This is a genomic window from Faecalimonas umbilicata, from assembly GCF_042846195.1.
Taxonomy (GTDB): Bacteria; Bacillota; Clostridia; order Lachnospirales; family Lachnospiraceae; genus Faecalimonas; species Faecalimonas umbilicata.
Window position 1 is genome coordinate 820,800 of sequence record NZ_AP031411.1, and the last position, 22,455, is coordinate 843,254.

Annotated in this window: 18 protein-coding genes and 2 riboswitches; of the genes, 14 read left to right on the forward strand and 4 right to left on the reverse strand. The window is 40.9% G+C overall.

Features of this window, described 5'->3' with window-relative positions:
* Nucleotides 1-28: 28 nt before the first annotated feature.
* Nucleotides 29-1,435, reverse strand: coding sequence for an alanine/glycine:cation symporter family protein (locus ACGG81_RS03965; RefSeq protein ID WP_009262908.1), 1,407 nt, complete (start codon nt 1,433-1,435; stop codon nt 29-31).
* A 268-nt stretch (nt 1,436-1,703) separates the two neighbouring features.
* Nucleotides 1,704-1,805: riboswitch (THF riboswitch) on the forward strand.
* A 69-nt stretch (nt 1,806-1,874) separates the two neighbouring features.
* Here ACGG81_RS03965 and ACGG81_RS03970 point away from each other — a divergent pair.
* The 4 genes from ACGG81_RS03970 (at nt 1,875) to ACGG81_RS03985 (ending at nt 4,743) form a co-directional block, all read left to right on the forward strand.
* Nucleotides 1,875-2,432 carry a folate family ECF transporter S component gene (locus tag ACGG81_RS03970; RefSeq protein WP_016439341.1) on the forward strand — a complete coding sequence of 186 codons (558 nt, stop codon included), beginning with the start codon at nt 1,875-1,877 and terminating at the stop codon, nt 2,430-2,432.
* A gap of 167 nt (nt 2,433-2,599) precedes the next feature.
* Entirely contained in the window at nt 2,600-3,184 is a 585-nt protein-coding gene (locus tag ACGG81_RS03975) for a DUF3793 family protein (protein WP_009262906.1), read from the forward strand.
* A gap of 154 nt (nt 3,185-3,338) precedes the next feature.
* Nucleotides 3,339-4,187 carry a thymidylate synthase gene (gene thyA / locus ACGG81_RS03980; protein WP_009262905.1) on the forward strand — a complete coding sequence of 283 codons (849 nt, stop codon included), beginning with the start codon at nt 3,339-3,341 and terminating at the stop codon, nt 4,185-4,187.
* Between the two features lie 67 nt (nt 4,188-4,254).
* On the forward strand, nt 4,255-4,743 hold the full coding sequence (locus ACGG81_RS03985) for a dihydrofolate reductase (RefSeq protein WP_120093057.1): 489 nt from the start codon (nt 4,255-4,257) through the stop codon (nt 4,741-4,743).
* Between the two features lie 93 nt (nt 4,744-4,836).
* On the opposite strand, the gene ACGG81_RS03990 is transcribed toward ACGG81_RS03985, so the two are convergent.
* On the reverse strand, nt 4,837-5,688 hold the full coding sequence (locus tag ACGG81_RS03990) for an AraC family transcriptional regulator (RefSeq protein ID WP_120093054.1): 852 nt from the start codon (nt 5,686-5,688) through the stop codon (nt 4,837-4,839).
* Between the two features lie 217 nt (nt 5,689-5,905).
* Here ACGG81_RS03990 and ACGG81_RS03995 point away from each other — a divergent pair, with 217 nt between their 5' ends.
* The 3 genes from ACGG81_RS03995 to bilR are packed head-to-tail and all read left to right on the forward strand — an operon-like array spanning nt 5,906 to nt 9,975.
* The gene (locus ACGG81_RS03995; protein WP_008976419.1) at nt 5,906-7,273 is read left to right on the forward strand and encodes an MFS transporter; all 1,368 of its coding nucleotides are present in this window, start codon (nt 5,906-5,908) and stop codon (nt 7,271-7,273) included.
* The gene (locus ACGG81_RS04000; RefSeq protein WP_009262902.1) at nt 7,274-8,026 is read left to right on the forward strand and encodes an alpha/beta hydrolase family protein; all 753 of its coding nucleotides are present in this window, start codon (nt 7,274-7,276) and stop codon (nt 8,024-8,026) included.
* Nucleotides 8,027-8,049: 23 nt separating this feature from the next.
* Nucleotides 8,050-9,975 carry a bilirubin reductase, long form gene (gene bilR / locus ACGG81_RS04005; RefSeq protein WP_390109710.1) on the forward strand — a complete coding sequence of 642 codons (1,926 nt, stop codon included), beginning with the start codon at nt 8,050-8,052 and terminating at the stop codon, nt 9,973-9,975.
* 111 nt (nt 9,976-10,086) lie between these two features.
* On the opposite strand, the gene ACGG81_RS04010 is transcribed toward bilR, so the two are convergent.
* Nucleotides 10,087-12,252 (reverse strand): extracellular solute-binding protein, encoded by a 2,166-nt coding sequence (locus ACGG81_RS04010; protein ID WP_390109713.1) that lies wholly within the window; start codon nt 12,250-12,252, stop codon nt 10,087-10,089.
* Nucleotides 12,253-12,565: 313 nt separating this feature from the next.
* Here ACGG81_RS04010 and ACGG81_RS04015 point away from each other — a divergent pair, with 313 nt between their 5' ends.
* From ACGG81_RS04015 to ACGG81_RS04045, 7 genes are all read left to right on the forward strand, one after another.
* Nucleotides 12,566-13,633 (forward strand): extracellular solute-binding protein, encoded by a 1,068-nt coding sequence (locus ACGG81_RS04015; RefSeq protein WP_120093042.1) that lies wholly within the window; start codon nt 12,566-12,568, stop codon nt 13,631-13,633.
* A 29-nt stretch (nt 13,634-13,662) separates the two neighbouring features.
* Nucleotides 13,663-14,679, forward strand: a complete 1,017-nt coding sequence (locus ACGG81_RS04020; protein ID WP_390109716.1) for an ABC transporter ATP-binding protein — start codon at nt 13,663-13,665, stop codon at nt 14,677-14,679.
* A 12-nt stretch (nt 14,680-14,691) separates the two neighbouring features.
* Nucleotides 14,692-16,407: an ABC transporter permease gene (locus ACGG81_RS04025; RefSeq protein WP_242990133.1), complete on the forward strand. Its 1,716-nt coding sequence runs from the start codon at nt 14,692-14,694 to the stop codon at nt 16,405-16,407.
* 17 nt (nt 16,408-16,424) lie between these two features.
* A complete protein-coding gene (locus tag ACGG81_RS04030) occupies nt 16,425-17,285 on the forward strand; it encodes a glycerophosphodiester phosphodiesterase family protein (protein WP_165851590.1) in 861 nt (286 codons plus the stop codon).
* A 145-nt stretch (nt 17,286-17,430) separates the two neighbouring features.
* Complete coding sequence (locus ACGG81_RS04035) at nt 17,431-18,111, forward strand: MgtC/SapB family protein (RefSeq protein ID WP_116441756.1); 681 nt, start codon at nt 17,431-17,433, stop codon at nt 18,109-18,111.
* A gap of 12 nt (nt 18,112-18,123) precedes the next feature.
* The gene (locus ACGG81_RS04040) at nt 18,124-19,218 is read left to right on the forward strand and encodes an ElyC/SanA/YdcF family protein (protein WP_390109720.1); all 1,095 of its coding nucleotides are present in this window, start codon (nt 18,124-18,126) and stop codon (nt 19,216-19,218) included.
* Between the two features lie 143 nt (nt 19,219-19,361).
* Nucleotides 19,362-20,729, forward strand: coding sequence for an MATE family efflux transporter (locus tag ACGG81_RS04045; RefSeq protein ID WP_016439337.1), 1,368 nt, complete (start codon nt 19,362-19,364; stop codon nt 20,727-20,729).
* Nucleotides 20,730-20,791: 62 nt separating this feature from the next.
* Here the strand turns inward: ACGG81_RS04045 and mgtE are convergent, their stop codons facing one another.
* Nucleotides 20,792-22,126 carry a magnesium transporter gene (gene mgtE, locus ACGG81_RS04050; RefSeq protein ID WP_390109723.1) on the reverse strand — a complete coding sequence of 445 codons (1,335 nt, stop codon included), beginning with the start codon at nt 22,124-22,126 and terminating at the stop codon, nt 20,792-20,794.
* Between the two features lie 128 nt (nt 22,127-22,254).
* Nucleotides 22,255-22,424: riboswitch (M-box (ykoK) riboswitch) on the reverse strand.
* Between the last annotated feature and the right edge of the window lie 31 nt (nt 22,425-22,455).

The window sequence follows — 22,455 nt, forward strand, 5'->3', positions numbered from 1 at the left end:
CAGATAAGAAATTTATTTGAAACCATTCTTAGTTCCAAGCATCTGTGTCAGTCAGATTGAGACTAGATGCTTGAAAGACAGGGTCTTTGCCCTGCTTTTTTTGCGCACGGTAATCGTCAAGCACGCGGAATGCAATATTTCCAAGAAGCAGGATAGCAAAAATATTGACGAGAGCCATAAGTCCCATCAGAACATCGGCGAGATTCCACACAGTTGAAAAATTTGCCTGTGCGCCGAAAAAGATGGCAATGAGGCAGGTGATACGGAAAAGATTCAAAAGAACAGGACTGTTTTTGATAAACAGAATGTTGGCTTCTGCATAATAGTAGTTTCCGACAAGGCTTGTGAATGCGAAAGCAAAAATGGAGAAGGTAATAAAGTGGATTCCCCATGTTCCTACACTGCTCTGCAGGGCTGCCTGTACATATGGAATGCCGTCTAATGTTCCCGGAACTCCTTTGACATTGGAAAGCAGCAGGATGAAAGCAGTTGTGGTGCAGATCAGAAGTGTGTCGATAAACACAGACAAGATCTGTACGAGTCCCTGCTTGACTGGGTGAGAAACAGCGGCAGAAGCAGAAGCATTTGGCGCACTTCCCATCCCAGCTTCATTTGAGAATAATCCCCGTTTAATACCGATCAACACAGTGCTGCCAGCAAAACCTCCGATGATTGACTCGATATCAAAAGCTTCGGAAAGAATCGTTTGAAACATTTCCGGAACGGACGACAGGTTTGTTACAGTTACATAAACTCCTACAAGAATATAAATTCCCGCCATGATCGGAACAAGCACAGAAGTAATGAAACTAATCCGGTGAACTCCACCGAAAATGACAACTGCCGTAAGCAGGGCAAGAACTGCTCCGACAACTGCCGGAAGCATTGTGTTGGAATAGTCTTTGACATAGTATTCGAAGGAGGAAGAAATATTATAAGCCTGGAGTCCATTGAATCCATAGGCAAAGCAACAGATCAAAAGGACAGAAAAGAGGACGCCCAGCCAGCGCTTTTTTAATGCGCGCTCAATGTAATAGGAAGGTCCTCCGCGGAAAGAATCTCCGTCTTTTACTTTATATACCTGTGCAAGCGTACTTTCCACAAATGCAGAAGCTCCGCCGATCACTGCCATGATCCACATCCAGAAAATGGCTCCGGGACCACCTGCTGCAAGTGCAGTTGCGATTCCGGCAATATTTCCGGTTCCGACTCTCGAGGCCGTAGAAATCATCAGAGCCTGAAAGGAAGATACTGGTTTTCCGGAGGCATTTTCTCCGTCAGAAGATTTTTCTTTCAGTGCAAGGAATGCATCTTTTAAAAGTGTGAGCTGGACAAACCGTGTCCGGATAGAAAAATAGATTCCGGCGCCCACTAACAGAAAAATTAGAATATAGCTGTACAGAAAATCATTTACATGTGATAAAAAATTGTTCATAGTCATCTCCTTTGTTCTAGAATGTCGCAGAGTACTGCGTATCAAAGTATGGACATTCTTTTATAAAATAGCATTTCCAGTAAAAATATATTTAGTAATATTGCTTGGAAGGCAATGATCTGAAAAATAAGAAATACGCTCTAGAAGTTTAATATAAAAATTTTTCAAAGTCAATATAAGAATCAGAATCCTGGAAAAAGAAAACAAAGAAAGTATTGCATCAGGAAAATGGATATGGTAGAATTGGAGCGAAAATAAATATAGAAAAAGCAGAGTAGAGATGTGTGCGTTAAGTGCCAGACGGACGGGGAGTTGCCGGCTGGACGAAGAGCAGAAGTAGCTTGCGGTACATATTTCGCATCCCGCTGCTGCACATAGAAATGATATGTGAATACCTTCTATGCGTGGCTTCTGGACTACTGCAAAGGAGGTATTTTTTATGAAACAAATGAAACAACAGTTTGTAGACTCCTGGCATGAGTTAAGACACTTGAAGACAGTCGTTGTGACAGCGATGCTGATTGCGGTTGGAATTATTCTGGGATATTTTTCCATCACAGTGACCCCGTATCTGAGAATCGGATTTTCGTTTATTGCAAACGAATTGACAGCACTTCTTTTTGGGCCGGTGGTCGGTGGTGTCATGGGCGGAATTGCAGATATTATCAAATATCTCATCAAGCCAGACGGGCCATATTTTTTTGGATTTACACTGAGCGCAATTTTAGGTCCTGTGATCTATGGAATCATGCTCTATAAGAAACCGCTGAGTTTTCCGAGGATTTTTATAGCTAAAGTGCTTGTCGCAGTTTTCGTGAATCTTCTTCTTGGAACTTACTGGCTGTCTATGCTTTATGGAAAAGGATTTCTTGCATTGCTTCCGGCAAGAGCGCTCAAGCAGGTGTGCTCGGTTCCAGTAGAAGCGGCATTGTTTTATATCATCGTAAAGACATTGGGGAAAGCACACTTTTTCTCTGAGGTTCGTGCAAAGCGATAACGTATAGTGTTAGAAAAGCAGTCAGTCATTGCGGCGGGCTGCTTTTCCTGTTCCATATTTTGGAGAGACTAAATCCAATCCAAAAGGGATAAAATTGTGAAAAGGGATAGAGACTAAAAAAGATATCAACAAGTATTTCGGGGCAAAGGTGTAAAAGGGGAGAAATCATGGAGGCGGAAGTAGTTCGATATCTTCTGAAAGAGGAGAAAGGAAAACGTGCAGTGCTTGCAAGACTGGTATTGTACTGTGCGCCATTTTTAAAGCGATTGAAGATTTCAGCCATGATCTGGATGCCGGAAGAACTTTTAGAAGAACTGGAAACGCTTATAGACGAGATGGGGATTTTGTGTGAGAGGATGGATCAAAAGTCAGGGAAAGTTTTGATCTTTCTTTATCGGGAAGAAACACTTTGCAGATATCTGATGCGGGAAAGTCAGGAAGCATTTCTTTTGAATTGTGGTTATCAAAAAGGAAATCTGAAAGGGAAGATCAGGCGGTTTGCGGAGCGTATTTCTATTGAAAAAGAGAAGGGGAGATTTCCACAGGAGGCGGGGATTTTTCTTGGCTACTCTTTTGAGGATGTGGAAGGATTTGCCGGCATTTCCGGAAAAGAATGCATGATGACTGGGTATTGGAAAGTGTATGGGCACAGGGCAGAAAAAGAAATGCTGTTCATGATTTATGATCAGGTGAAAATGTGGGCTGTCAATGAATTTCTGGCAGGAAAAACAGCGGGAGAAATCTGTCGCTAAAGCGAATCAGGAGCAAAGCGCAGGATAGAAAGTGTTGGATTTCGTTTCAATTCATGTTACAATACGAAAGAGGTTCTGCAAGAAGATTTCAGGCGGTCGAAAGTGAAAAATAGATTCTAACATAGAAGAAAAAGAGAAAGAAGAAGGTGGAAATATGAGTTATGCAGATAAAGTGTTTATAGAAATGTGCCGTGATATTATTGATAATGGAACAAGCACAGAAGGAGAAAAAGTGCGACCAAAGTGGGAAGACGGGAGTTATGCGTATACGATCAAGAAGTTTGGAGTAGTAAATCGCTATGATCTGTCAAAGGAATTCCCGGCACTGACACTCCGTCGGACAGGAATCAAGAGTTGTGTAGATGAGATGCTCTGGATTTGGCAGAAAAAATCAAATAATATCCATGACTTGAATTCTCACATATGGGATAGTTGGGCAGATGAGGATGGTTCAATCGGGAAAGCTTATGGGTATCAGATGCAGGTAAAGCATCAGTACCGGGAAGGAATGATGGATCAAGTAGATCGTGTAATCTATGATCTGAAAAATAATCCTTACAGTAGAAGAATTATGACAAATATTTATGTACATCAGGATCTTCATGAGATGAATCTTTATCCATGTGCATACAGCATGACTTTTAATGTGACGAAGCGAGAAGACAGTGAGAAACTTGTGCTAAATGGAATTTTAAATCAGCGATCCCAGGATGTATTGGCGGCAAACAACTGGAATGTCTGCCAGTATGCAGTACTTCTGCATATGTTGGCTCAGGTATGTGATATGCAAGTGGGAGAGTTTGTTCATGTAATTGCAGATGCACATATCTATGACAGACACATTCCTTTGATTGAGGAACTGATCAAACGAGAACCACTTCCGGCTCCGAAATTTTGGCTGAATCCGGACATTAAGGATTTCTATGCATTTACACCGGAGGATGTGCGTTTAGATGATTATCAGACCGGACCACAGGTCAAAAATATCCCGATCGCTGTGTAGAGAGTTAAAGTCATACAGTATATGGATCATGTAGTCAGAGAAAAAACAGAGTTTTGGAGGAAGAAAGATGAATATTATTGTTGCAGTAGACAAAAACTGGGCAATCGGAAAAGATAACAAGCTTCTTGTCAGCATTCCATCTGATATGAAGTTTTTCCGGGAGACGACAACCGGGAAAGTGGTTGTCATGGGAAGAAAGACATTAGAAAGTTTTCCGGGCGGACAGCCGTTGAAGAAGCGGACGAATATTGTGCTGACTTCTGATAGAAATTATAAGGTAAAAGATGCGATTGTCGTGCACACTGTGGAAGCGTTGCTGCAGACACTGAAAGCATATAAACAGGAAGATATCTATGTGATTGGTGGAGAGAGTGTGTACAGACAACTGCTGCCTTACTGTGATACAGCACATATCACAAAAATTGATCATGTCTATGAGGCAGATACTTATTTTCCGAATCTGGATACGGATGAGGAATGGGAGATTACAGGAATCAGCGAAGAACAGACTTATTTTGATCTGGAATATGAATTTGTAAAATACGAGAGAAAATAAAAAATAAAATCGGTTGCCGTGGATGGCACAGAAGTAAATCTGTGAAAATCTGCGGCAGCCTTTTTGTTCAGGAGAAAGGAGTGTAAGTGACTGTCAGGATCTATCGGAAATTTCCGAAGTGTGTTCCTGGATTTGTCTGACATATTCTTTGGGAGTCATTCCGAATTCTTTTTTGAATGCACGGAACAAGTGATTGTAGTTTCCGAGTCCGCAGATTTTGTAAATCTCGATCATCGGGTAGCCTTTTTCCAGCAGCCGTTTACAAAGATCCAGTTTGGATTTGACGATGTAGCGGTGGACAGTCATCCCGGTCTGCCGTTTGAATTCCCGGCAGATGTGGTATTTACTGATGTAAAATTCCTTTTCCAGTCGGTCCAGGGAGATTTCTTCGTGCAGATGATGCTTGATGAAAATGAAAATATCATCGAGAGAAAGGCGGGGGCGCACTTTTGTGTTTGTCTGGAATTCTGTACGGATGCAGGCGCGCAGGACAAGCACGATCAGCATTGTGAGAATGCTGTCTTCAAAGAGCCGGTGGCCGAAATCTGTCTGTTCCTGAGGGAGAGTCAGGAGCTTTTTGGATAGATTTTTGATCAACATAGTAATCTCTGAAGAAGAGTGGACACAAGTACACTCATACGGTACGACATGAAAACAGGATTCCAGATCAGTATTCTCATCGGAGAGACGGGTGAGAAGTTCACTTGTAAATCCGACTTGAAGAAATTTCAGAGGGATTTTCGATGGTGTATATTCTAAGAGAAAAGTAGTGTTTGGGTTTACAAGCAGGATGTCTTCGGTGGCACATAAAAAAGTCTGGTGATTATAGGTGTAGCTGCATTTTCCGGATGTGACAAATAAAATCATATAAAAATTACCGGAGGAAAAGGTTTTCTTTTTCGCATTGGTGTATACATATTCTTTTGCAAAGTATTCTTCACGCATCAGTTATCTCCTAAAATTTGTATTCAAAATACACAAAAAATAAAACTTATTTTTATCTATAATGACTAATATAGATAATATATCAATTTTTGGATATTTTCAAGCAAAAAATGGATATGTTTTCTTATTTCAGAAAGCTATAATACTTTCTAACGACAGCGTTCTGTCAAAGAAATAACAAAGATACAATAAGAAAACATGCGAGGAGGAAATTATTGTGAGAGAGTTTTCCATGAAAGACAAAATTGGCTACACCCTCGGGGATTTGGGGTGCTGCTGTACCGAGCAGTTCAGAGCAATGTTTTTGACAGTGTTCTACACGCTTGTACTGAAAGTAAATCCTGTCCATGTCGGAATCATCCTGCTGATCACAAAAATCTGGGATGCAATCAATGACCCGATCATCGGTGCGATCATCGACTCAAGAAAGTCGACAAAGGGCGGAAGATTTATTCCGTGGATCAAAGCATTCTGTGTTCCGATGGGTGTGCTGTGTGTGATCGGATTTTTAGATGTCAGCAGCTGGGACTATAAATTCAAGTTGGCATATATTTTGATCACCTATATTCTTTATGAGGCGATGTATACTTGTGTAAATGTTCCGTTTGGTTCACTTTCCAGTGTCATGACAGATGATGTCAATCACCGGACAGATTTATCCCGTTACAGAAGCCTTGGCGGAACGATTTTTATGACCGTGATCGTAATTGTAGGGCCGCTTGTACTTTATAAGGACAATAAGCCAGTTGCGTCCAGATTCACTCTGATGGCACTTCTCTGTGCGACAATCGGTGTGTTCTGCCTGATCGTGACAAGCTCCTGGTGTAAGGAACGTATCGAATGGAAGGTGCAGGAAGGCAAGAAATTCAACTATTTAGATGCGCTGAAAAATGTTATCAAGAACAGAGCATTGCTTGGACTGATCTTTTCAAGCCTTGCAGGAATGATTGCAGCAAGTGTTGTAAATGGATTGAATACTTACTTATTTAAAGACTATTTCGGAGATGTGAAAGTAATGTCAATCTCTGGTATGTTAAATACTGTGTATGCAATCATCACATTTATCGGAACAAAATATGTTTCCAAGAAGCTTGGAAAAAAAGAATGGTGTATGTACGGAGCGGGATTTGCAGCACTTGTCTTTGGTATTTTATTCTTTGTACCGGTGAAAAATCCACTTGTATTTATTGCGATCAACGGAATCTGTTATCTCGGAGCAAGTGGTTTTCAGGTGCTGATCTGGGCAATGGTAAATGACGCGATCGATTATCAGGAGTTGATGACAGGAGAAAGAAATGAAGGTATGGTATACTCTACTTACTCTTTCTTCCGGAAGCTGTCATCGGCAGTCAGTGCAAGTCTTAGCAGCTTTACACTTGCAATGATCGGATATAATGTAAATGAAGTAGTACAGACAGCGGCAGTAAAAGCAAATATATGGAAATCTTACACCGCAATCTATGCAGTGGGATATTTGATCGCAGTATTGATTTTATTCTTTGTATATCCATTGTCAAAGAAAAAGACAGAACAAATGTTAGAAGAGCTTGCAAAAAGAAGAGCAAAGGGAAAAGGAGGCAGATAAATGGTCCGTTATATTGAAGTTGAAAATAGAAAAGGAAAAATTCTCCGTGGATTTTTAAATCTTCCGGACGGAGTAGCGCATCCGCCGGTTGTCTTAAATCTACATGGATTTGGAGGAAGTCTGTCCGGATACAAATATGCACATACACATTTGGCTAGAACACTGGAGGTGGAGGGAATCGCATGTATGCGATTTGACTTCTACGGATGTGGGGAAAGTGACGGAGAGTTTGATGAGATGACATTTACCGGGCTGCTTGAGGATGCGGAGGATGTCTATGCATGGCTGAAAAGTCAGTCATGCGTAGACGGAGAGAAAATTATTTTATCCGGTCAGAGTATGGGGGGATTTGTGGCGGCAAGTGCGGCTCCACGTATTCAGCCGTACGGTTTGGTTCTGATGTGTCCGGGAGCAGGAATGTGGTATGGATGCAAAGAGCGCGCAGATTACTTTAAGAATCTCGGAATGACTTTCGCAGATATGGAAGGACTGAGATTCGGTCTGGAGTTTAACTATGACCTTGCAAAGTATTCACCATTTGAAGACGCAAAAGGATATGAGGGCAGTGTGCTGATCCTGCGCGGAACAAAAGATGAACTTGTCGATGATAAAACTTGTGAAACATATATGGAATGTTATACCGGAGCGAAAAAATTCGTGAAGATCGAAGGCGGCAATCATAATTTTGCAAGTATTCCGGCAAGAGAAGCGTGTGAGGCAGAAATTGTAAATTATGTAAAAGAGATTATCTGATTTCAGAAAGGCAGGAGAACAAGATGAAATTATTAGAGAGCATTCAAGTAGGGAATACAACACTGAAAAACAGAATTATGTTTCCACCTCTGACGACAGGATATGAGGCAAAGGATGGAAGTATTACTCCGCAGAGTCAGGCGTTTTATGAGAGACTTGCGGAGGGCGGAGTATCGTATATCGTTCTCGGAGATGTGGCGCCGATCAAGACGTTTACACCGGTTCCAAAGTTATGTGAGGACAGTCAGATTGAAAGTTTCCGTAAGCTGGCAGATGCAGTGCATAAACATGGTGCCAAGATCGGAGTACAGATTTTCCATCCAGAATATGATACAGCAAGCATTACAGAACTGTTCTTAAAAGGAGATTTTGAAGGACTCCGCGCAAAAATGAAACATGATATGATGCATTTCATCGATGAGGTATCAGAAGAAAGTCTGCAGGAGATCATTAAAAAAATGTGTGAATGTGCAAAGCGGGCACAGACAGCCGGAATCGATGCCATCCAGGTGCATGGAGACCGTCTGGTCGGAGCACTTTCCAGCACAATTTTAAACCACAGAACAGATAAGTATGGTGGAAGTCTTGAGAACCGTACAAGATTTGCCATCGAGCTTGTGACAGCGCTCAGAAAAGCAGTTCCAGATATGATCATTGATTACAAGTTGGCTGTTGTTACTCCACAGAGAGGAAAGGGCGGAGTGATCGCAGAGGAAGCGGTTATATTTGCAAAATGGCTTGAGGAAGCCGGAGTAGATATGCTCCATGTGGCACAGGCAAATCATACTGGGAATATGGCAGATACCATTCCACCGATGGGTGTTCAGCCATATGCATTCTTTGCTGACATTGCAGGAAAAGTGAAAGAACAGGTCAACATTCCAGTCAGCACTGTTGGAAGAATCGTAAGTCCGGCGCTTGCAGAGAGTATCCTGGAAAGTGGAAAGGCAGATATTATCGGACTGGGTAGACCGCTTCTTGCAGATCCGGATTGGGGCAAAAAGCTGGAAGAAGGTAATGGAGATCAGATCCGCCAGTGCATCATGTGCAACAAAGGATGTACAGACCGAATCCAGAACAGACAATTCTTAAGCTGTATTTTAAATGCAGAAAACGGATATGAATTAGAGAGAAAGATCACACCTGCAGAGACACCAAAGAAAGTTGTTGTAGTCGGCGGAGGCCCGGCAGGACTGGAAGCTGCGAGAGTTGCGGCATTAAAAGGACATCAGGTGACCCTGTTTGAAGAGAAGACAGTTCTCGGAGGACAGATTCAGATCGCTAAAGTTCCGCCGAGAAAAGAAGAGCTGGAACGTGCGCTTGTTTACCTGACAAATGCAGTAAAAGAGGCCGGTGTGGAAATTTTCTGTGGAAAGAAAGTGACAGAGGATGATCTGCTTGCTTATGGAGCAGATGCAGTGATCGTTGCGACCGGAGCTTCTAACATGATGCTCCCAATCCCAGGGGCAGACAGCACACGCGTATGCAGTGCATGGGATGTGCTGGAAGGAACTGCACAGGTATATGGAAGAGCAGCTGTGATCGGTGGTGGAATGGTAGGATGTGAAACCGCAGAATATCTGGCAGAGAGAGGGTGTGAAGTAAGTATCATCGAAATGCTGGATAAGATTGCAAACGGAGAGAGCAGTACAATCCTTCCTACTTTGATGGAAAATTTTGAAAAAAATCACGTTGCTCAGTATGTATCTCATAAAGTAGAGAGCATCGGAGAGAAGTCAGTCGTATGTAAGACAGGAGATGATGAGACGAAAGAAATCCCTTATGATTTTGTTGTGATGGCAGTAGGAGCAAAAGCAAATACATTTGAGACGGAGAAATTAGAGAAAGCAGGCATTGCAGTGACAAAGATCGGAGACTGCAAAGACCGTGCATCGGATATCGAAAATGCAATAAAATCAGGATACGATGCGGCAAATGCGATTGCATAGGAGAAAATAGAAAATTATTCAAAGACGAAAGATAAGAAGTTGATAAAATGAGAATAAAAAAGCCAGTGATAGTGGACAGAGAAGAAATCTCTGCCCGCCATTACTGGCTTTTTAAAATGTATTCTGAATCCATTCGCATGCTTCATTTGGAGAAATATTTCCTAAGAGAAGATTGCGGATGGAAGTTCCTATAGAAAATTCAAACTGTTGGATAGAACAGCCAGATTGTTTTCCGCAGCCTCTAGAGCCCAGATCGAAACTTTTTTTGACGGCATGGAGCCATGGAAAGAGGTCAAGATTTCTCAAACCAGTGTAAGAAGTGGTGAGCGGGGAAGTGCCTCCTAGCTTCATCATAAGAGATGACACTTCTTCGGAATAGTACCATTGGAAGAATTGACGGCAGGCCTCTATTTTTTTTGAGTATTTAGAGATTCCGATGACACCTCCACCAATTAAGGGATGCTTTCCGGGAACAATAGAAGCACCGACTTTTCCTACTACATCTGAATGTTTTGAATTGATGATGTATGGGGCATAATTCGAATAGATGATAGTAGTTGCTGCGTTTCCGTTAATAAATTGTGAAACACTGTCAAGCCACCATGGCTGTTGGGTCGCATAGTGACTCATTTGGAGATATTGTTTCATTGCTGAGAGTAAATGCTCTTTATTTTGACACAGATTTGTGATAGTTTCCTTAGTATTTTCTGAAAAAAGATAGGGCATAAAATCACTGGCAATGATGGATGCCGCACCGGAAGTCATGGTTGTTCCGTATAAGGTTGGTGACAGAGTATTGTATGATTCTGTAAAAAATTCAGCGATTTTCAAAAAGTCCCTGCAGTTAGAAGGAACGGTAAGTTTTTCATGAAAATGCTCATAAAAAGCCCGGCAAATCGTAGCATCTTCAAACAAGTCCTTTCGATATAAGAAGATTTGTGTACTTAGATCGAAGGGCAGTGCGTAAGACGCATAGTTTGGAAAGCTATTGTCGGTATAACCAGTTGAGATCAGCGAAGAAAAATCAATATCAGAAAGTGAAAGACAACTTGTCAATGGGAGGTAAGTGCTTTCACCAAGTGTGTCCAGCATTGCAACATCAATTCGGATTAAATCATAGTGATGCTGCTCTGTCATCAGAGGAATTTGCTGATGAAGGTCATTATAAGGCATACTGACTACTTTTAGATGAACTCCACTAATGGTTTCAAATAGAGGGGCTAATTTTTTTAAAGCCTCTGTGGATGGAGTGTCTAAAGTGAGGATAGAAAGAGTTTCTTTCTCGGCTTTTTTTATATTAGTAAATAAAAAAGGGAGCCCTTTGGGCTTTAAAATATGATTGGAAGTAGTTCTCTTGTCTTGAGAGGAAGGGGAACAGAGAAGTTCATAAATTTTCATTCCAATTTTAGTATAATCCAATTCGTACACATGAAAATGCCCATGCGGAATCCTGGCCAGGGATGCAAATGTCATAATATGCGGCATGTTGCAATGTGCCAGGGAAACCGCATTGATCACAGCATCGGCACGCAAAATACTTGTAGTAATCACTAAATCATAGGAAGCTTCTTCCTGAAGAAGATCAAAAGCTTTTGTCAGTGACAAGTTCATATCGGAAGAGAAATGCTCCAGTGTGACTGAAGAGTTCGAAAGAGCATTCTGCAGGTGGATAAAAAGCTGTGTTTCACAATGATTAATGCCAGAAGCGGAAAAAAAGGCGATTCTTTCAAAGTGATTATGGGAAATATAGTTAGCAAGATCAATCCCAATCTGTTTTTTATCGAAAGAAATATAATGGTCGTTGTCTCTGAGTTCAGCAGGGGAGCGGTCTATATAAAAAACAGGACAAGGAAGTGACTGATACGGATTTCTGGAAAGAGAAATTCCTTTTAAGGAGGAAACAGTCACTACTGATAAAATGTTGGAAACAGGAAGTCTGTCTAAGATGGAAAGTTCATGTTCACAAATATCATCAGTTGTATAAACATGTACACTATAATCAGCAGTCTTCTTGGAAGAAGCAAAGGCAATTTGAAGAGAGGTATAGAGATCCATATATAGGTCTTCACGGAGTGACGGTACGATCAAGGCGATGACCGTAGCATTTCCCTGCCGGAGAAGCTGAGCCTGGGCATTTGGAACATATCCAAGCTTTTTGGCAGCAGCTTCTACTAATTTTATTTTTTCAATACTGACCTTCCCTGTCTTGTTTAGCACATTGGAAACCGTTCCGTGGGAAACGCCAGCTTCTTTTGCGATGTCTTTCATTGTTGGCATAATAATGTACTCCTAAAATTTAAATCTTTCAATATAGTATTAGATTAGCAAAAGACTATAAATAATTCAAGAGAGAAAAAGAAGAGAATGATACGTTCCAATATTTATCACCTGGAAAAGGTTAAAACAAAACTAAAAAGGTAAAAACTAACAAAAATAGACATCTTCTTTTGTTAAAAATGTGTAAAATGACGTTAAAATAAGTTTGAAATATTGACACGTTCCAATTTATCAAATATAATGAGGACACGATACAAGAGAAGTGTAAAAAACTTCCTAAGACAATAATTTACAAAAAGTGGAGGATTTTCTGATGAAAAAGAAACTGATTAGCATTTTGCTGTGTGCAGGTATGGTGATTTCATTAGCTGGATGTGGTGAGACAGGAAAAGAAGAGAAGGCAGAAAATGAAGCAAAAAAAGGAGAAACATTGACAATTTATACAAATTCAGGTTCGGATGGTCGAGGAGAATGGCTGGAAGAGAAAGCGAAAGAGGCTGGATTTGATATTCAATTTATCGATGCAGGGGCTGCAGAGACACAGAGTCGTCTGATTGCAGAGAAAAATGCTCCTGTGGCAGATGTAGTGTTTGGATTGAATTCCATCATTTGGTCTTCTTTGAAAAGTGAGGACATTTTGACAGAATATGTTCCGAAGTGGGCAGGAGAAGTTGAATCAGAATTAAATGATCCGGATGGATTTTATCATGCGACAGTAAAGCAGGCAATTTTACTTTGCTACGATGAAAATCAGATATCAGAGGAGGAAGCACCGAAGGATTGGCCGGATTTGTGGCAAAAAGAAGAATTTCATGGCAAATATGAATATCTGACAGGACTTTCAGGTGGAACAGTAAGAAATGTATTGGCAGGTATTTTGACAAGATATGCGGATCCAGAAGGAGAGCTTGGAATTTCTGATGAAGGTTGGAAAGAGATTGAATCTTATTATAAAAATGGATCTCCAAATGAGTCCGGAGTTGATCTCTATGCGAGAATCGCAGATACGAATAATCCAATTATTTGTGGACAGATGTGGTCAAGTGGCATTGAGTCACGTGACGAGCAGTATGGAACAAAAACAGCATATGCTGTACCGGAAGTTGGAGTGCCATATGCAGTGGAAGCAATCGGAATTGTAAATGGAACGAAAAAATTAGATGAAGCAAAAGAATTTGTAGATTGGTTTGGAAGTGCGGAAGTACAGGGACAATGGGCGGAAGAATTTTCCACATTACCGGCAAATGAAAAGGCAGTGGACAAGGCAAATGAATTTAATCAGGAAATTGCAAAAATTCCGGCACAGGATATCGACTGGGATCTTGTGGCAGAAAATATAGATGCATGGTGTGAGAAAATTATTCTTGAATATATGCCATAGGAATTGAACCGAGCAAAGGAGAAAAAGCCATGATTAAGCTTGAAAATATTGATGTATGCTTTGGAGATTTTAAAGCATTAAAAAATATTAATATCCATGTGAAGGAAGGAGAATTTTTCACTTTTCTCGGACCTTCAGGGTGTGGGAAGACAACGACGCTTCGTACGATTACAGGATTTATCAATCCGGTCAATGGAACGGTCAGTGTCCGTGGGAAAGACATTACCAATACTCCTGTTGAGAAAAGAAATATTGGAATGGTATTTCAAAGTTATGCGTTGTTTCCGACGATGACAGTATATGAGAATATTGCATTTGGTTTAAAAGTACAAAAGATGAGTAAAGAAGATATTCGCCAAAAAGTATATTCTATGGCAGAAAAAGTAGATTTGAGTGAGGAGCAGCTTCAAAAGAAGGTTTCAGAATTGTCAGGAGGGCAACAGCAGAGAGTCGCGATAGCGAGGGCGCTTGTAACATCTCCGGAGATCATCTGTTTGGATGAACCATTGTCAAACTTAGATGCAAAGCTCCGAGTGCAGCTTAGAAATGAATTAAAAGATCTGCAGAGAAGATTTGGGATTACAAGTGTTTATGTCACCCATGATCAGGAAGAAGCTTTGACGCTATCTGATAAAATTGCAGTATTTAATGAAGGAGTCATTGAACAGATTGGTACACCGGATGAAATTTATAATCACTCTGCAACGGAGTTTGTATGTAATTTTATCGGGGATATCAATCGTCTTGAAAAGGAGTTTTTGATTGCATCAGGGCTGGATGTTTCCAATAAATCCATTGTGGATGTAGATAAAAAGTGTTATATCCGTCTGGAGCGAATCCATGTGAATGATGTTTTGGATGGGGACACGCTTAAAATCGGAGCGGAAGTAGAAAGTGCGGAGTTTTATGGACTTTATATTAAATATATTTTGAAAGCCGGAAATGAGTCACTTAAAGTGATCGAAAAAAATAGTGGACGTCCGCTTTATAAAAAGGGAGAAAAAGTAACATTAAGCTTTAATCCAAAGGATATTATGCAGTATTAGAGGAGAAGGATGATGAAAAAGAAAAAGATGAAATTTGATTCCGGTCAATTGCCTAAATATTTGATCTATGCATTTTTTGTGTGGTTTATTTTATCCTGTCTTGTAATACCGAATATCAATACGATTTTTACTGTGTTTTTTGAAAATGGAGAGTTTACACTGGAACCGCTTCAGAAACTTTTGAGTTCGGAAAAAGCAATGAAAAGTCTTAGAAATAGTTGCATTCTTGCACCGGCACTTTCGGTGACGGTAGGATTTGTTGGAATCAGCCTTGTACTTATCACGGAATATTTTGATATTCGGGGAGCGAGAATGTTACGCATTGGTTATATGACAACACTGATTTATGGTGGAATCATTCTTGTGTCAGGATACAAATTTATTTACGGAAACAATGGATTTCTTACAAATATTTTTGCAAAGGTAATTCCAAATTTCCCAACAGACTGGTTTCAGGGGTTTTGGGCAGTTTTGTTTGTCATGACGTTTGCATGCACATCAAATCATATGATTTTTTTGAGGAATGCAATGCGTGCAGTTGATTTTCAGACAGTGGAAGCGGCGCAAAATATGGGGGCATCCCAGATTCGGATTTTGCTGCGAGTAGTTCTGCCGGTTTTGACACCATCACTTCTGGCGGTTACCATTTTAACATTTATTACTGGCTTGTCAGCGACTTCTGCTCCGCTTTTGATTGGTGGAAATGATTTTCAGACAATTACACCGATGATTTTGACTTTTTCTAAAACAGTAAATTCAAGACCATTGGCAGCTTTGCTCGCATTGTTTTTAGGAATTGCGACAATTTTACTGCTTACAGTGATGATGAAGATTGAAAAGCGCGGGCATTATATGTCGATTTCAAAAGTAAAGACGACTATTAGAAAGCAGAAGATCAGAAATCCAATTATCAATGTGCTTGTACATATTTATGCGTATATCCTGTTTTTGATCTATGTACTGCCGGTTGTTTTAATCGTGCTGTTCTCATTTACAGATGCAAAAACAATTGCGACAAGAAAGTTAAGTTTGTCAGCATTTACTTTGGATAATTATAAGACGATTTTAACAGAGGCCTCAGCGTACAGACCGTTTATTGTCAGTGTTATTTATTCATTGCTATCTGCAGTGGCAGTTGCAATCCTTGTATTAATGGCATGCCGCATTATTCAAAAGAATAAGAATAAGGCATCAGCAGCATTGGAATATGGGCTTTTAATCCCGTGGCTACTTCCGACAACATTGATTGCGATCGGATTGATCACTACATATAACACTCCAAGATTCTGGATGTTTAACAAAATATTGACAGGGACATCTGTTATTATGTTCATCGGATATGTGATCATTAAAATCCCATTTACACTTCGTATGACAAAGGCGGCATTTTTCTCATTGGATGATTCGCTGGAGGATGCAGCAAGAAGTCTTGGGGCCAAAGGGTTTTATACTTTCAGAAGAGTGATCCTGCCAATCGTTCTGCCGACAGTTCTTGCAATTTTTGCACTGAATTTTAATGGTCTGCTTGGAGATTATGATATGTCTGTATTTATGTATCATCCTTTGAATCAACCGCTTGGAGTTTATATCAAATCATTGACAGATGCACAAACAAATGCGGATAATTCGGCATTGTCATTTGTCTATGCGGTGCTTATGATGATAATCTCCGGGACAGTTGTTTATTTTGTCTATGGAAGAGGAGATAAAACAAAAGTAAAAAAATAGTAGTAATGAGGGAAAATATGGTAGGTAAGGAAAAGTTTAAAGAAATAAATAGGCTTTTAAATCAGAAACTAGAAGAAAAAAAGGTGTTAATTGCTGTTCATAGAGGGTGTGGCTGCGGCAATATTATAGAAAATACGATTCCGGCGTACCGGGCAGCATTGCAAATGCATGCGGATATGTTTGAATGTGATTTGATTTCATCTACGGACGGAGTTGTCTATGCATTTCATGACGGATATGAGATGCGTCTTCTGCGGAAGAGACGAAATATTAAAACTTATACTTCTAAAGAGATTGACGCATTTAAATACAAAAATATTATTGAAGAGCCAGCTGAATATGGTGTTGAAAAGTTTGAAGATATTTTGCAGTCTTTTCAGTCAGGAGAATTGTTTAATATTGACAGGGCATGGGATATTCTTCCGGAAGTGATAAGTCTGTTAGAAAAATATCCACAGGCAATTCACCAAGCAATTATCAAAACTCCCGTAAAAAAGAAATATTTAGACTATCTGGAAGAATGCAAGATGAAAGTGATGTATATGCCAATTGCATATAATTTGGAGGAAATCAAGACGGTGTTGGCTTATGAGAATATTAATATCGTAGGAGTTGAAATGATTGCAAAAAATTCCGAAGAAGAACTTTTTCAAGATTGTAATATTCAATGGGTCAAGGAACAGGGACTATTTTGCTGGGCGAATGCAATTACACTTGGAGGATCTCAGAAATATGACCTTTTTGGAGGTCTTGACGATGATATGGCAATTAAAGAGTCCCCTAAAAAGGCATGGGGAAAGCTGATTGATAAGGGAATCAATGTGATGCAGACAGATTGGCCTGGGATTATGAGTGATTTCATTGAGAAGTATATTTGATCTGAAATGATGAGAAAATTATAAAAAGAGCTGTTGCAAATGTGGTGATATGCAAAGGGACAAAAAATCCTATAGAAATGCATCTTGCTGCAAAAGCAGCAGCTTTCTCTAACTAAGAAATGTTGCAGGAGAAAGGAAAGAGAAGATGTTGGCAGGTTTTCGGGAAGTCACATTACAGGCGGTAGTTTTCAGGCTTGTACTTTCGGTTCTGATCGGAGGAATTTTAGGGTTTGAGCGTGGCTTAAAGAATCGGCCGGCAGGGTTGAGAACCTATGTCCTTGTATGTGTTGGAGCAACAATTGTGATGCTGACCAATCAGTATATTTATCAAAATGCCGGGACGGGCGACCCGGTAAGGATGGGAGCTCAGGTGATAAGCGGGATTGGTTTTTTGGGAGCGGGGACAATTATGGTTACACCCCACAATCAGATCAAGGGGCTGACAACAGCAGCGGGATTATGGGCATCGGCGTGTGTTGGACTGGCGCTTGGAATTGGCGCTTATGAAATTGCAATGATTGGTGGTGTAACTATTTTTATTGTTCTTACATTGCTTCAGCACTGGGATTTTTTAATGAGAAACCGACTTCATATTTTGGACGTTTATGTAGAACTTGACAAGAAGATTCCGATTGGAGAATTTATCAGAAATTTGCGTGACAGAGATATGGAATTAAGTAACCTACAGATAGAGCGTGACAGTTATATGGGGAATGATGTGATTTGCTTTACGGTAACGCTTGCGGGGAAAAAGGCCCTATCAAGGGAAGTATTACTTCGGACAGTGACAAAGCTGGAAGGAGTACGTTTTGCAGAAGAAATATAGAGGTGATGTAAGATGAAAGAGAGAAAGACAAGAAAATATTTGATCATCCTGCTAGGTATTGTGATGATATTGATCGGCACAGGGAGTTATTTCTATATAAAAAAGATGCCGAAGGTAACACTGACAGAGGAAGTGGATATGCCGATTCCTGGGAAGCCGGGAAGAGGGAAAGCGATGGAAGATCTTGTTCCGATGTATGCTGAAGAATATGTGGATGATCCGGTATTAAAACAGGCGGTAACGTATTTTCGGAGATGGGAATGGACTCAGCTTTACAGAGAGTTGGATGAAATTGTCACAGAAGATCCAGACTATCTGGATGCATACCGACTTCAGGCGGAAGCTTATATGATCAATAAAAATTATGAGGCAGCGCTGTCACAACTGGATAGAATATTGGAAAGAGACAGAACAGATGTGCATGCACTGGGAGTTACTACAGTATTGATGCATATTTTAGAGAATGAAGAAGGAGAGAAAGAGCGACTGTTAGCTTTGGAGAAGGTATCCGGGCAGGCGGCGGATGCTGTAAGAAATGTTCTAGAAGAAACAGATGAACTTTTAAAGCAGTCATATGGAAGTGAACCGCAAACGGATATGATTCCGCAAGCTATTGCAGTATTTGGACAGACACCAAAGGAAAATGGAAAGCCGTCCGCGGGACTTTTGAGCAGATTGGAGTGTGCATTAGAGTTGGCGGAGCGGTTTCCGGACGCAAAAATCATTTTGAGCGGAGGCGATGTCAAGACAAAATTTACAGAGGCATCGGTGATGAAAGAATGGCTTCTAGAACAGGGGGTAGCAGAAGACAGAATATTGTTGGATGAGAGGGCAAGAGATACCTATGGGAATGCAATCGGAATCCTCTCTATTTGCAAAGAAATAAAAGTACATAAAGTCATGGCGGTTGGGACGATTTTACATTTATCGCGCGCGGTGACAACTTTGACACTTTATGCCAAAGCAGAAGGATATGACATGAAGATTGATTCAGCAGGAGGCGGGGAACATGAAGCATCAGATGAGGGAGAAAGACTTTATACTTATGTAAATGCCTCTAGAGCAGCTGGAATATTTTCTAAACAGGATTATGAAAAATTTCAGTAAAAATGGGGATGTATAAAAATGGAAGAATGATTCAAAAAGGAAAAAGTTATAAGCATAAAAACAGTTGCTTTCTTGTGTGAGTATGGTAAAATTGTGACAGTATTGCTATAACACAGAAAAGAGAATAGGAAGGAATAACGAAGATGAAAAAAAGTGTAAATCTACTGGAGGGATCGATTTTCCCATCACTGACCAAGCTTGCTCTTCCAATCATGGCGACATCTCTTGTACAGATGGCGTATAATATGACGGATATGATCTGGATTGGAAGAATCAGCAGTGATGCGGTGGCAGCGGTCGGCGCAGCGGGAATGTATATGTGGCTCGCCAATGGGCTTGCAACACTTGCGAAAATGGGCGGGCAGGTAAAGGTTGCACACGCAATCGGAGCGAAAGATTATGAGGAAGCGACGGTATTTACAAAGAGCGCACTACAGCTTGGAATTTTATTTGGAATCATTTATGGGTTGGCAGCGGTACTTTTTGCAGGACCTCTGATCAGTTTTTTCCATTTGAATAGTCCGCAGGTCGTTGCGGATGCGAGGATTTATCTCCAAGTGACTTGCGGGGGAGTGATCTTTTCCTTTTTAAATCAGATATTTACCGGGATCATGACTGCTATGGGAAATAGCAGGATTTCTTTTATGGCAACTGCAGTAGGACTTTTGATCAACATTGTTTTAGATCCACTGTTGATTTTTGGAGCCGGACCGATTCCTAAAATGGGGGTGCTCGGAGCGGCTGTGGCTACGGTTCTTGCCCAGACAGTTGTGACAGCAATGTTTCTGTGGGCAGCATTTCATGAGGAGACAGTCTTTCAGAAAGTGAGGATTTTATCCGGGATCCATAGAGAACATATGCTGCTTCTGATCAAAATTGGTCTGCCAAGTGCAGTACAGAGTATGATATTTACAGGGATCTCGATGATCATTGCACGTTTGATTGCGGGATTTGGGGATTCCGCTGTGGCAGTGCAGAAAGTCGGATCGCAGATTGAGTCCATCTCCTGGATGACCGCAGAAGGATTTGCAGCCGCAGTCAATTCGTTTGTAGCGCAGAACTATGGAGCAGACAATATCAAACGTGTAAAGAAGGGATACCGGATTGCAATGGGAGTTGTCACTGTTTGGGGGATTTTCTGTACGATTCTTCTGATCGGATGTCCAGAGGTGATCTTCCGAATTTTTATCCCAGATGACAAGATTTTGCCGATGGGAGTTGATTATCTAAGAATTTTAGGGTATTCACAGTTGTTTATGTGTGCGGAAATTACGACTGGGGGCGCTTTTGCGGGGATTGGGAAGACATTGCCGCCATCTATTGTCAGTGTAATCCTGACTACTGCAAGAATTCCGATGGCGATGCTCTTGACTGCAACTGCACTTGGATTAAATGGAATCTGGTGGAGCATTACAATCTCAAGCATTTTAAAAGGAATTTGTCTGTTGGTAGGGTTCCTTATTTATATGAAGAGATTGAAACCACGAAAAACGTTATTGGGAAGTCAATAGTAAAGAGGTGTAAAATGCCATCATGAAATGCAGCGGCAGATCATGATGGCAAATAAGAAACATTAATTCAGATGGAATACCTGTGTGGCAATCGAAAAATAGATAATGATCGAGCAGGTATCTACAAGTGTTGTGATCAGAGGTGCAGCCATGATTGCTGGATCTAAGTGAACTTTCTTAGCGGCAAGCGGAAGCACACAGCCGATCAATTTGGATAAAATCACGGTTGCAATCAGGGAAAGGCCGATGACAACAGCAAGTTTCATGTCGTGGTAGACAAGGAAAATCCGAAGTCCATTTGCAAAGGCGAGGACGACACTGACGATCAGTGCAATCCGGAATTCTTTGAAGATGACTTTGAAAATGTCCCGGAAACGTATTTCATTCAGCGCCAGACCGCGGATGATCAGTGTAGAACTCTGGGAACCACAGTTTCCGCCGGTATCCATCAGCATTGGAATGAAGGAGACAAGGAGCGGGATTGCGGAGAAGGCATCCTCGTATCTTGTGATGATGGCGCCTGTAATGGAGGCGGAGAGCATCAGGACAAGGAGCCACACGATACGGTTTTTGGCGTGAGAAAATACGGAAGTTTCAAAGTAAGATTTTTCACTTGGGTTCATTGCCGCCATGATCGTGATATCTTCGGTAGCCTCTTCCACCATGACATCCATCGCATCATCGACTGTGACAATCCCGACCATCAGACCGCCGGTGTCAAGGATCGGAATTGCAAGCAGTCCATATTTGGAAAACAGTTGGGCAACTTCCTCCTGGTCTGTGTGAGTGGTAGCGGAAATAATCTCGGTCTCCATGATTTCGGAGATGACAGTATCGTCATTCATCGTCATCAAGTCTTTGGCAGAGACGATTCCAATCAACTTTCTGCGCTCCAGAACATAGCAGGTATAGATGGTTTCTTTGTGGATGCCGACCTGTTTGATGTGTGTCATAGCCTCTTTGACAGTCATGGACTGGTGGAGGGAGACATATTCGGTTGTCATAATGCTGCCGGCGCTGTCCTCAGGATAATTCAACAGAAGATTAATGCTGTTTCTCTTGCTGCTGTCCACTGCATTGAGAATGCGGGTGACAAGATTGGCCGGAAGCTCTTCGAGAAGATCCACAGTATCATCCATATATAGATCGTCGAGGATTTCTTTCAATTCTTTTTCGGTAAACATTTCTACAAGGTTTGTCTGCATTGTATTAGACATATTGGAAAACACATCAGCAGCCTTGTCTTTTGGGATCAGACGAAAGGCAATCGCAAGTTCTTTTTCGTTGAGCTCTTCTAATAAAAGAGCGATATCGACCACATTCATTACATCTAAAATACTATGGACGGCTTTGAAATCACCTTTGATTAGAAGTTCTGTAAAAATTTTAGCATTCATAAATATACACCCCTTTCTGGAAGTTGATAGAAATTCAGTAAAAACAAGAAAGTATATGAAATAAAAAAATCTCCGACATGCCTGAAAGATGTCGAAGATGGAAATACAAATATACCCTATATTTCTGTCTGAAAGGACAATCGTTCAAGCTTTAGCATCATAGGGCGTAAAAATTGCATTAGGTTATGCCTTATTACGACATAGCCTGCTAACCAACTAATTGTGTCTCCACAATTTTGCGGCAGCAATCTTAGGAAAATCCAAATCCCTATGGTAGCCTCACCTACCGAATTTCTCATATTTTTTGTTCGGTTTCATTGTAGTTGATT

What these genes read in the sequence shown, in the direction of transcription:
- ACGG81_RS03975 (WP_009262906.1), top strand. Translation starts at nt 2,600, where the DNA reads ATGGAGGCGGAAGTAGTTCGATATCTTCTGAAAGAGGAGAAAGGAAAA.
- mgtE (WP_390109723.1), bottom strand. Translation starts at nt 22,126, where the DNA reads ATGAATGCTAAAATTTTTACAGAACTTCTAATCAAAGGTGATTTCAAA.
- bilR (WP_390109710.1), top strand. Translation starts at nt 8,050, where the DNA reads ATGAAATTATTAGAGAGCATTCAAGTAGGGAATACAACACTGAAAAAC.
- ACGG81_RS03990 (WP_120093054.1), bottom strand. Translation starts at nt 5,688, where the DNA reads ATGCGTGAAGAATACTTTGCAAAAGAATATGTATACACCAATGCGAAA.
- ACGG81_RS03965 (WP_009262908.1), bottom strand. Translation starts at nt 1,435, where the DNA reads ATGAACAATTTTTTATCACATGTAAATGATTTTCTGTACAGCTATATT.
- ACGG81_RS04045 (WP_016439337.1), top strand. Translation starts at nt 19,362, where the DNA reads ATGAAAAAAAGTGTAAATCTACTGGAGGGATCGATTTTCCCATCACTG.
- ACGG81_RS04010 (WP_390109713.1), bottom strand. Translation starts at nt 12,252, where the DNA reads ATGCCAACAATGAAAGACATCGCAAAAGAAGCTGGCGTTTCCCACGGA.
- ACGG81_RS03985 (WP_120093057.1), top strand. Translation starts at nt 4,255, where the DNA reads ATGAATATTATTGTTGCAGTAGACAAAAACTGGGCAATCGGAAAAGAT.
- ACGG81_RS04025 (WP_242990133.1), top strand. Translation starts at nt 14,692, where the DNA reads ATGAAAAAGAAAAAGATGAAATTTGATTCCGGTCAATTGCCTAAATAT.
- ACGG81_RS03970 (WP_016439341.1), top strand. Translation starts at nt 1,875, where the DNA reads ATGAAACAAATGAAACAACAGTTTGTAGACTCCTGGCATGAGTTAAGA.
- ACGG81_RS04035 (WP_116441756.1), top strand. Translation starts at nt 17,431, where the DNA reads ATGTTGGCAGGTTTTCGGGAAGTCACATTACAGGCGGTAGTTTTCAGG.
- ACGG81_RS04040 (WP_390109720.1), top strand. Translation starts at nt 18,124, where the DNA reads ATGAAAGAGAGAAAGACAAGAAAATATTTGATCATCCTGCTAGGTATT.
- ACGG81_RS04030 (WP_165851590.1), top strand. Translation starts at nt 16,425, where the DNA reads ATGGTAGGTAAGGAAAAGTTTAAAGAAATAAATAGGCTTTTAAATCAG.
- ACGG81_RS04000 (WP_009262902.1), top strand. Translation starts at nt 7,274, where the DNA reads ATGGTCCGTTATATTGAAGTTGAAAATAGAAAAGGAAAAATTCTCCGT.
- thyA (WP_009262905.1), top strand. Translation starts at nt 3,339, where the DNA reads ATGAGTTATGCAGATAAAGTGTTTATAGAAATGTGCCGTGATATTATT.
- ACGG81_RS04015 (WP_120093042.1), top strand. Translation starts at nt 12,566, where the DNA reads ATGAAAAAGAAACTGATTAGCATTTTGCTGTGTGCAGGTATGGTGATT.
- ACGG81_RS04020 (WP_390109716.1), top strand. Translation starts at nt 13,663, where the DNA reads ATGATTAAGCTTGAAAATATTGATGTATGCTTTGGAGATTTTAAAGCA.